Here is a 9332-nt window from a genome sequence, read left to right as displayed (position 1 = left end):
TAACAAGGTTACGGCGGTCATAGCGTGGGGGAAACGCCCGGTCCCATTCCGAACCCGGAAGCTAAGACCCACAGCGCCGATGGTACTGCACCCGGGAGGGTGTGGGAGAGTAGGACACCGCCGGACACACATTAAGAAGAGCCCCGACCACGACGGTCGGGGCTCTTCGCACTTAAGTGTCTTCTTTAACCCACCTGTGCGCCTTTTGCCACCGGTAGAGTTGGTGGTCATGGAAAACCTCTTCAGCCACCCCGCATCGGAACCCGAGCCGTCCCAGCAGGACGGTGACGCTTTGGAGCCTCTCATCATCACCGTCGTGGTTCCCACGAACGTCTCGCATGCATTTCAGGGATTCACGGATCATCCCCACCTGTGGTGGCCCCTGGAGAAGGAGAGTGTCTTCGGCGCAGGATCGCACGTTGAGTTCGAGGAAAACCTCATCCTCGAGACCGCAGAGGATGGCCGTACGTCTGTGTGGGGGACTATCGACGATTGGCAGCCTCCTCTGTCCTTCCACGCCAGCTGGTATCCGGCCAGCACGCCCCTATGGTCCACTGAGATCCGGGTTGCCTTCCGGGCTGTGGATGATGGCACCGAAGTCCGGCTGGTCCATGACGGTTGGGAAGGGGCCGAAGATCCGGCGGCCTCGCGCACATCCTACGCCGAAGGCTGGCCAGGCGTCCTTGAACGCTATGTGAGGTTCATGGGCGGAGCCGTTGCCTAGGATCCGCAGACTCCATGCCAGTGATTGGCGGTTGCTGAGGGCAGTCCGCCTCGAGATGCTCTCAGATACACCCATGGCCTACATTGAGAGCCTGGATGCTGCCCGCCGGCAGACTGATGCGCAGTGGCAGGAGCGTGCGGCGGCCATGTCCGGGGATGCCAGTATCACTTTGGTGGCGGATGCCGGTGTGGACGGCAGCAAATTGTGTGGACTGATGCGTGTAGTGGTGAAACACCCGCAGGAGCCACAGAAGCCGCTGCAGGCGATGCTCATCAGTGTTTATGTCGCGCCGGAGCACCGTGGACTGGGTTTGGCCGACGAACTCCTCGATGAATCGTGCAAAGCCGCAGCGGAGGATCTGGCGGCCGAAATTCTGGAGCTCGGGGTTCATGAGGACAATACCCGCGCGTTGGCCTTCTACAGGCGGCACGGCTTCGAAACAACGGGTGCCAGCAGACCCTATCCGCAGGACACGTCCAAGATGGAGCTTGTGATGGAGCGCCGCCTGACTGGACGCCGGGGCTAGGAGGGGCTCTCCTTGGGAACCGCTGTGCTGGTCCGAACCACAAGGTTTGTGGGGTGTTCCGCATCGGCTGGTTCCAAGACCAGGCCATTGCTGATCGCGCCAAGGAGGGTGCGCACGGCCAAGGCTCCCTGGCCTTTGGCATCCTGGTCGATAGTGGTCAAGCCCAGGACGTTGCCCAGGTCATGCCCGTCGATCCCTATCACTGAGAGGTCATCAGGGATGCGGAGCCCAAAGTCCCGGGCCGCGAGGATGGTGCCGATGGCCATTTCGTCGGACGCTGCGAACACCGCGGTGGGACGCTCGGGTGCGCTTGCCAGCAGTTGCCGGGCTGCCCTGTAGGCGCCTTCAACGGTGAAGTCCGCAGAAACGATCCATTCGGGCCTGACTGGACAGCCGGCGTCGTTCATTGCTTTTTCGAAACCGCCGCGGCGGGTTCCGGGAAGATGGAAGTCTTGGTCGTAGGCCTCATGACCGGTGATGTGCGCGATTTTGCTATGTCCCAGGCCAAGGAGGTGGTTGGTGGCCTTCCGGGCGATTCCGGTGTCGTCGATCCTGATGGTCGAGGCTCCCGGCAGCGGGCCACCAATACCAACAATCGGCCTGTTCATTGCATGGAGTTGCTGAATTTCGGCTTCGCTGAGCTCCAGGGACACCGCAATGACTGCGTCCACGCGTTTTCGCAGCAGGAAGTCGTTGAAGACACTGTGCCGATGCGCAGGGTTTTCACCGATGTTGTACAGGGTGAGGTCGTAGCCGGCTTCCAGCAGCGCGGCGGAGGCACCCTCGATCACCGCTGAAAAGAACCACCGGTGGACCGAGGGGACTACCAAGCCAACGTTATGCGTACGACCGGAGGCCAGGCTTGAGGCGTGATAGGACAACACAAAACCCAGCTCAGCGGCTGCGGCGCGGGCCCGTTCCCGGCTGCCCGGGGATACGTTGCCCTTACCGCTCAGCGCCCGTGAAACGGTGGCAACGGACAGCCCTGCGCGCTCGGCTACGTCCTTGATGCCGGTCATGCTGCTCCTCGGTGGGAAGTTAGCTGGCTGTCAGCCAGATTGTCTCCCCAGAGCCTAGTTGATCAGCGCCTAGTTGATCAGTGCCTGGTTGATCAGCGCCTGGTTGTTCAGCGCCGGTTCCCGCCGCGGAACTGCGCAGAATCGTCTGGCCAGCCGGGAGCGGCATGGCGTCAGTCCCTACGTTCATGATCACCAACGTGGTGCCGTTGAGGTAGGCCAGCGAAGACCCAGTGCAGTAGTCCTCCACCCAGGCGAGGGAACCTTGGCCGAGACGGTGCGCGGCGCGCTGGGCGAGCATCTCCCTGTAGAGGTTGAGGTGCGACGCCGGATCAACCTCCTGCTTATCCCTCGCCAGGGCGGGCCATGACTCGGGTTGTGGCAGCCAAGGATCCAGGCCGTCACCGAAGCCGCAGTGCGGTTCGGCGGACCTCCACGGGAGCGGCACCCGGCAGCCGTCACGCCCGATCCGGGCGCCGCCGGTACGGGCGAAGGTAGGATCCTGGCGCATGGTGCCGGGAATGTTCGTGGAGTCCGGGAGGCCCAGTTCTTCGCCCTGGTAAAGGTAGGCGCCGCCGGGCAGGCCGAGCATGAACATGGTGGCCGCGGCAGCCCTGCGTCGTCCGAGGTCCTCGTTGGGCTGGGCGTCGTCGGGGCCGATGCCGTCGCCGTCGCGGGGCCCGGGGCCGTCGTACCCGAAGCGTGTGACATGCCGGACTACATCGTGGTTGGACAGTACCCACGTGCTGGGGGCGCCCACTGCGTCCAGCGAGAGCAAGGAATCGGTGATGATGTGGCGCAGTCGGTTTACGTCCAGCCCGGCATGCAGGTACGGGAAGTTGAAGGCCTGATGCATCTCGTCAGGGCGTACCCACTGTGCCAGCCGGGGGAGCGGGTCAACGTTGGCTTCGGCGCAGAGGATGCGGTCCGGTCCGTACTCTTCCAGGATGGAACGCCAGCGGCGGTAGATGTCGTGCAGGGCGGGCTGGCCAAACATGGGAGCATCCTGGCCGGGGAATCCATCCGAGCTGTTGCCATCAGCGCGGCCGCCCCAGTTGGGGAGGCCGGCGGCTTTGACGAGGGCGTGTGCCACGTCTACGCGGAAGCCGGAAATGCCGCGGTCAAGCCAGAAGCGGAGGACGCGTTCGAACTCGGCATGGACCGCAGGATTGTCCCAGTTGAAGTCAGGCTGCGATGAGTCGAACAGGTGCAGGAACCATTGTCCGGGCAGTCCGTTCGGCTCACTGATGCGGGTCCATGCAGAACCGCCGAAGTGGGATTGCCAGTTGTTGGGAGGTTCGTTGCCGTCGGGTCCTTGTCCGTCCCGGAAGATGAACATGTCCCGTTCCGGGCTGTTGGCACCCGCAGTGAGTGCGGCTTGGAAGGCTATGTGCTGGTCTGAAGAGTGGTTGGGGACGAGGTCCGCGATGACGCGCAGGTTGAGCCGGTTGGCTTCCGCGATGAGGGCATCGAAGTCGGCCAGGGTGCCGAACAGAGGATCGACATCGCAGTAGTCGCTGACGTCGTATCCTGCGTCGCGCTGGGGTGAGCGGTAGAACGGGGACAACCACACGGCGTCGACACCCAACTCCGCAAGTTGTGGCAGTTCGGCAGTAATGCCCGCGAGGTCGCCTACACCGTCACCGTTGAGGTCGCGGAAGGACCGGGGGTAGATCTGGTAGATCACGGCAGAGCGCCACCAACCATGCGCCTTCACGGCGTCGTGGACAGGTGTCAGGGAGGAGAAAGCTGCAGAGGGCTCTTGGGCTGCAACCGGGAGCAGTGAATCGACGGACATGGTCACATCGTAAAAGACATTGCAGGGAATTGGAAACGCTTCCAACTGAAAGTGGCCTGTCTTTTATGGACTGAAGAGTGCGCAGTATGTGGGTGGCATCCTTTCGGCGCGTATGGCTTGGAAACGGTTGCAGGCCAGCGCCGCTACAGCCAACTGGCCTTGTGGGTCAGTAGGATTTAGCCGGGGTGTGCGATAAAAACAAGCCATCGGGCGTCGGGCGCGTTTGCCTGTGAGCCGACACCACCCCTGCAGTATGCCGCTCTGGCTAGACTGTGAGCACTGAAAACGCTGCGAAGACTGCCGATTTGGCGTGTCCGCGGCGCTCATGTGGAGGTATTACCTTGTCGGACGAAACGGCCATGGCCGGTACATCAGAGGAACGCATCAAGGACCGCACTGTTGGTCAGCCGGAAGTGCCCGGGCAGACAGCCGCGCAAGGAGCGTTCCTACAGGAGTTGGCGGCCGGTCTCCGGGCCGATCAAGTAGCCGGGGATGAAGAAACCCTCACCGTCTACTCCATCGACCAAGGGCCAATGCTTGAGCGGCACTTACCGCTCGCTGTCGTCTGGGCTGAATCCGTGGAGGACGTGCAGCACATCGTCCGCACTTGCGCCGCACATGGCGTGCCGATCGTCGCCCGGGGTGCCGGAACCGGCGTCTCCGGCGGTGCCCATGCCACCGAAGGCTGCATCGTCCTGGGACTCGAACGGATGAACCGGATCCTGGACCTCAACCCCGACGACGAAACGGCCGTCGTCGAACCCGGCGTCATTAACGCCGAGCTGAACACTGCCGCGGCCGAACACGGCCTGATGTATGCGCCGGACCCGGCAAGTTACAAAATGTCCACCATCGGCGGCAACGTGGCCACCAACGCAGGGGGGCTGCGGTGTGCCAAGTACGGCGTGACACGCGATTCTGTGTTGGCGCTCGACGTCGTCATGGCCGACGGTTCATTGATGCACACAGGCCACCAAACGTTCAAAGGCGTGGCGGGCTATGACCTGACTGCCCTGCTGGTGGGCTCGGAAGGAACGCTTGGCATTGTGGTGGGAGTGACGGTTCGCCTGAAATACCTGCCGCGCGAAGTCCACACCATCGCAGCGTTCTACCAGGACTTCCGCAGCGCAGCCGCCGGCGTTCTGGCCGTAGGCAGGGCGCGGGTGCAGCCCGCCATCATGGAGCTCCTGGACAACGGCACGCTGGTGCAGCTGGACGAACTCCACGGCGGCGACCTCCAAAAGCGCGGCAAGTCCTTGCTCCTCATCCAAACTGACGGCTTCGGTGCGGCCGCGGAAGCAGACGTGGTCCGGCAAGTACTGGCCGACGGCGGCGCCACGGTGACCACGGAGGCCAGCGCTGAAGCCGAGATGCTGGTGGAACTCCGCCGCAACAGCCGCGGCGTCGAAGTGGACGACGAATTCAGGGTGGGCGAGGACATCGCCGTCCCGCGCTCACGGCTGGTCGACTTCGTAGCTGCCCTCGAAGCCATGGCCGCCCGCTTCCAGGTCCGGCTCAAGGTAGTGGCCCACGCCGGCGACGGCAATCTGCACCCCACCTTCTGGATGGACCGCGTAGATCCCGCAACCGATGCTGACGCGCTGCAGCGCCTCAACGCCGCCCTGGACGAATCCATTCGCGTCGGACTGGAGATGGGCGGAACGATCACGGGCGAGCACGGCGTAGGGCAGTACAAGCTGCGTTGGCTGGGCCTGGAGCAGCCCGAGCCTGTGCGGGAGCTGCAAAGGCGGATCAAGGACTTGTTCGATCCGCAGGGAATCCTGAATCCGGGGAAGGCTATCTAAGGTTGAGTCGTGGGCCAACCACTGACCCGTCTTGGTATTCCAAAGTAGCCCACCCCTTTCGATTGTCACATCAAGACTGCTTATTTCTCCGCATTTACTTTCCCTCATTCTCCTCATAGTCTTTCTTGGTATACCAAAGTTGCTATGAGGAGAATGACGTGCGCGAGAATCGCCAGGCTGGAGCGGGACTGAGTCCGAGGCTGATGACGGGCCTGGTTCTGTTGGCGCTCGTCATGGTGTCGGTCAACCTTCGGCCGGCCATTACTACCGTTGCCGGGGTGATGAACCAAGTGCCGGGTGTGTTCGGCCTGGATCCCGCGCTCCTTCCGTTGTTGGGGACGTTGCCTGTGTTGGCTTTCGGTATTTCAGGGCCGATTGGGCCCTGGTTGGCTCGCCGGCTCGGGACCGGGCGTGCCGTTGCCGTGGCCCTGTTGGTGCTTGCAGCGGCGCTGGTTGTCCGGGCGACCGTTCCCGCACTCCTGTTACCCGGAACGTTCCTGGCAGGCAGCGCGATCATGACAGCCAGCGTGCTGGTTCCCCAGATCGTTAAGGCAAACCGCGGCACCGGCTGGTGGACGGGCCTGTGCACCATGGGCTTCGGGCTCGGAGCTGCGCTCGGTGCCGGACTGGTCCAGCCACTGGAACAGGCATTTGGCGGCAATCTGCAGTCAGCGCTGGCCGTATGGGCGGTCCCTGCCCTGATGGGCGCGTTCCTGATCCAGCGGTCCGGAGGACGCTCGACGGCGACACCCGCCTCGCCGGGCACAGCAACCGCAGGTGCCGGGCCAGCTACGCCGCTCAGGAAGCAGCGGACCGCATGGGCGGTCACGGCCTTCTTCGGCCTCCAGGCAATGCTCTACTTTGCCATCACGTCCTGGCTGGCTGTCTACCTGGTATCCCGGGGCTTGTCGCCAGCCGACGCCGCTGCCCTGCTGGCGTGGTTCAGCCTGGCCGGGCTCCCTGCCAGCTTGCTGGCCCCCGTGCTGGCTGGCCGTCCCGCCGTTCTGCGGATCATGGCACCAGGGCTTGGGCTGACAGTTGCGCTCGCGCTGTTGGGCGTCCTGGCGGCACCGGCTGAGCTGCAGTTCCTCGCCGTCGGCATTCTTGGAGTTGTCCAGAGTGCAGGGTTCGGACTGGCCATGGCATTGGTAGTGATCCGATCCGCAGGGCCCCAATCCGCGGGACGACTCTCGGCCATGAGCCAAGGATTCGGATTCGCGCTGGCGTCCCTCGGTCCGCTGCTCGCAGGGTTGCTGCATACGATGACCGGCGGCTGGGAAGTGACGTTCTGGGCGCTTGCCGCCGAAGCCGTGGTGTTGGCCGGTGCAGGCTTCTACGCAATCCGCGGACCTCTGGTGAGTGTGGAATCAGCCGAAATCTCCCAGCAGGACGTGGCGAGGCCCTCGCCAGTGCGGTAATGCCGCCGCTGAAATCCCGGGAAAGACGAACAAAGGCGGGTCTGGCCGTCTCGGCCGCTGGCGGGCCTGTTGAGTGGCAAGCCGTCGGCGTATCCTCGGCGATATGACCAACTCACCATCAGGAACGAATCAGCCAAGCACGCCCGCTACGGAAATCCTTGAAACCAACGAGTGTTGGGAGCTCCTCAGGGGTGTCTCGGTGGGCAGGCTTGCCGTTGTGGTGGATGACCACCCCGACATCTTCCCCGTGAACTACAAAGTGGACCACGGAACCATGGTGTTCCGAACAGGCGAAGGCACCAAACTCCATGCGGCGCTCGGCGATGCTCCGGTGGCTATCGAGGCCGATGGCGTCAACGCTGAAACAGGCGTGGCGTGGAGCGTGGTGGTCAAAGGACAGGCATCCGCCGTTAAGCTGACCCAGGACGTGCTGGATACCATCGGACTCCTGCTCTTCCCATGGGAGGCGGGGCAGAAGGACCAGTTCATTCGGATCGCTCCAAGCAGCGTGACGGGCCGCCGCTTCGCAGTCACCCCGGCGGTGACGTGGTGGACGCCGCTGGATGATGCACCCACGGCACGTGGCGAGTAACCCTTAAAACGGAAAACCCGCCCTCGAAACGAGGGCGGGTTTTTTGCACCGGCTAGACGAGTTCCAATTGGTCAGCCACAACCCGGCCGGCGTGGATCACGGTGCGGTCCTTGCCACGGTCCATCACTGTGGAGGCCACCGTTTCACCGTCCACCAGGAGCAATTCAGCAGGATCGCCAACCTCGACGCCGGGACGGTGGGCCGTGTCCTTCAGCCGGGTCGCGTTGGGGTCAAGGATGCTCGCGCCACCGATGGTGGCGATGGCCAGGGAGTGCTCGATCAACTCGTCCTTGCGGAAACCATGGGTGAAGGCGAGTTGCCACGTCCGGTCCAGCATGTCGGTGTTGCCATACGGAGACCAGTAGTCGCGCTGGCCGTCCTCGCCCAGGCCAAGCCGGACTCCGGCCTCCGTGAGCAGCGGGATGGGCAACTGGCCCGCAGCGGAGGGAGCAACCGATGCCAGGGATACGTCCAGCTCCGCGAAGGCATCAATAAGCCTGCGCGTCGTGGCCTCGTTGACGCTGCCCAATTGGTAGGCGTGGGACATGGTTACTTTGCCCTGCATGCCAAGCGCACGGGTGCGTTCCAGCACGAGGTCGGTGCTGAAAACTCCCAGTTCACCGGGTTCGTGGAGGTGGATATCGATAGGGACCTGGTACTTCTCGGCCAGGCCGAACACGATGTCCAAGTGTTTCGCCGGGTCCCTGTCCAGGGTGCAGGGATCGATGCCACCCATGACATTGGCGCCGGCTTTCAGCGCCTCTTCCATGAGTTCCACCGTGCCTTCCTCCAACAACAATCCAGCCTGGGGGAACGCGATAATATCCACCGAAGCCTGGCCGGCGAACTTCTCCTTGGCGGCAGCAACGGCGTCGAAACGCTCCAGGCGGCAGTCCACATCCACCTGAGCGTAGGAGCGGACGCGGGTGGTGCCCCGCGCGATCATCCTGCCAAGGGTGTCGTTCACGCGATCCTGCAGCGGGACCTCTGCGTCGCGCCAGTTCCGGCGGTCGTTCATCATCATGGTCCACACGCCCGGACCGCCGGTGTGCTCACGGAAGGGCAATCCGATACGGGTGGAATCAAGGTGTACGTGGACGTCAGAGAAGGACGGCAACAGCAGGCGCCCGCGACCCTCCACGACAGTGACGCCATCGGGAACGATGCGGACTGGATCATGAGGCTCGACGCCGGTGATCGTGCCGCCTGTTTCGCCCGCCACAAGGGAGACGTCGCTGAGCGCTTGCCCCCACGGGCGGACGGCGCGGATCAGGGTGTTCAATGTTTGCTCCTTTGGTAGTGAATCTATTGCCTGCGTCTATTGCACGCCAGCCAGGACCGATGCCGCCATACCCTGTCTCTTATACATATCTGACGCTGCCATCGCATATCCCCGTCAGAATTTCTTTGTTCTACGGTTTAATCAAAAAAAAAAAATTAATCAGCAAATTCA

The 9332-nt window shown here is 63.2% G+C and carries 8 protein-coding genes and 1 rRNA gene; 6 read left to right on the top strand and 3 right to left on the bottom strand.

All coding sequences use genetic code 11. From position 1 onward, the window contains the following. Positions 1-9: 9 nt before the first annotated feature. From rrf to GVL04_RS23700, 3 genes are all read left to right on the top strand, one after another. A 5S ribosomal RNA gene (gene rrf, locus GVL04_RS23710) occupies positions 10-126 on the top strand. 103 nt (positions 127-229) lie between these two features. Next, positions 230-724, top strand: a complete 495-nt coding sequence (locus tag GVL04_RS23705; RefSeq protein WP_200846946.1) for an SRPBCC domain-containing protein — start codon at positions 230-232, stop codon at positions 722-724. Beyond that, a complete protein-coding gene (locus tag GVL04_RS23700) occupies positions 717-1250 on the top strand; it encodes an N-acetyltransferase (protein WP_327785626.1) in 534 nt (177 codons plus the stop codon). The genes GVL04_RS23705 and GVL04_RS23700 overlap by 8 nt, the downstream gene beginning before the upstream one ends. Here GVL04_RS23700 and GVL04_RS23695 read toward each other — a convergent pair. Together GVL04_RS23695 and GVL04_RS23690 are read right to left on the bottom strand one after the other, a co-directional pair. Then, positions 1247-2269 (bottom strand): LacI family DNA-binding transcriptional regulator, encoded by a 1023-nt coding sequence (locus tag GVL04_RS23695; protein WP_159709098.1) that lies wholly within the window; start codon positions 2267-2269, stop codon positions 1247-1249. The two genes, GVL04_RS23700 and GVL04_RS23695, sit on opposite strands and share 4 nt — an antisense overlap. A gap of 19 nt (positions 2270-2288) precedes the next feature. Then, positions 2289-4064 carry a glycoside hydrolase family 13 protein gene (locus GVL04_RS23690; protein ID WP_235036427.1) on the bottom strand — a complete coding sequence of 592 codons (1776 nt, stop codon included), beginning with the start codon at positions 4062-4064 and terminating at the stop codon, positions 2289-2291. A 359-nt stretch (positions 4065-4423) separates the two neighbouring features. Here GVL04_RS23690 and GVL04_RS23685 point away from each other — a divergent pair, with 359 nt between their 5' ends. The 3 genes from GVL04_RS23685 (at position 4424) to GVL04_RS23675 (ending at position 7879) form a co-directional block, all read left to right on the top strand. Further along, positions 4424-5869 (top strand): FAD-binding oxidoreductase, encoded by a 1446-nt coding sequence (locus tag GVL04_RS23685; protein ID WP_159709102.1) that lies wholly within the window; start codon positions 4424-4426, stop codon positions 5867-5869. A 158-nt stretch (positions 5870-6027) separates the two neighbouring features. After that, complete coding sequence (locus GVL04_RS23680; protein ID WP_159709096.1) at positions 6028-7287, top strand: MFS transporter; 1260 nt, start codon at positions 6028-6030, stop codon at positions 7285-7287. 103 nt (positions 7288-7390) lie between these two features. Then, positions 7391-7879 (top strand): pyridoxamine 5'-phosphate oxidase family protein, encoded by a 489-nt coding sequence (locus GVL04_RS23675; RefSeq protein WP_159709094.1) that lies wholly within the window; start codon positions 7391-7393, stop codon positions 7877-7879. 52 nt (positions 7880-7931) lie between these two features. On the opposite strand, the gene GVL04_RS23670 is transcribed toward GVL04_RS23675, so the two are convergent. Then, a complete protein-coding gene (locus GVL04_RS23670) occupies positions 7932-9161 on the bottom strand; it encodes an amidohydrolase family protein (RefSeq protein WP_159709092.1) in 1230 nt (409 codons plus the stop codon). Positions 9162-9332: the final 171 nt, after the last annotated feature.

It is taken from the genome of Arthrobacter sp. 18067, assembly GCF_902706295.1.
In the GTDB taxonomy this organism is placed as follows: domain Bacteria; phylum Actinomycetota; class Actinomycetes; order Actinomycetales; family Micrococcaceae; genus Arthrobacter.
The sequence above is the reverse complement of the archived record's forward strand: the minus strand, read 5'-3'. Positions and strand labels throughout refer to the sequence as shown.

Coding starts and splice junctions, on each gene's coding strand:
- GVL04_RS23705 (WP_200846946.1), top strand. CDS start 230: ATGGAAAACCTCTTCAGCCACCCCGCATCGGAACCCGAGCCGTCCCAG.
- GVL04_RS23695 (WP_159709098.1), bottom strand. CDS start 2,269: ATGACCGGCATCAAGGACGTAGCCGAGCGCGCAGGGCTGTCCGTTGCC.
- GVL04_RS23690 (WP_235036427.1), bottom strand. CDS start 4,064: ATGTCCGTCGATTCACTGCTCCCGGTTGCAGCCCAAGAGCCCTCTGCA.
- GVL04_RS23685 (WP_159709102.1), top strand. CDS start 4,424: ATGGCCGGTACATCAGAGGAACGCATCAAGGACCGCACTGTTGGTCAG.
- GVL04_RS23675 (WP_159709094.1), top strand. CDS start 7,391: ATGACCAACTCACCATCAGGAACGAATCAGCCAAGCACGCCCGCTACG.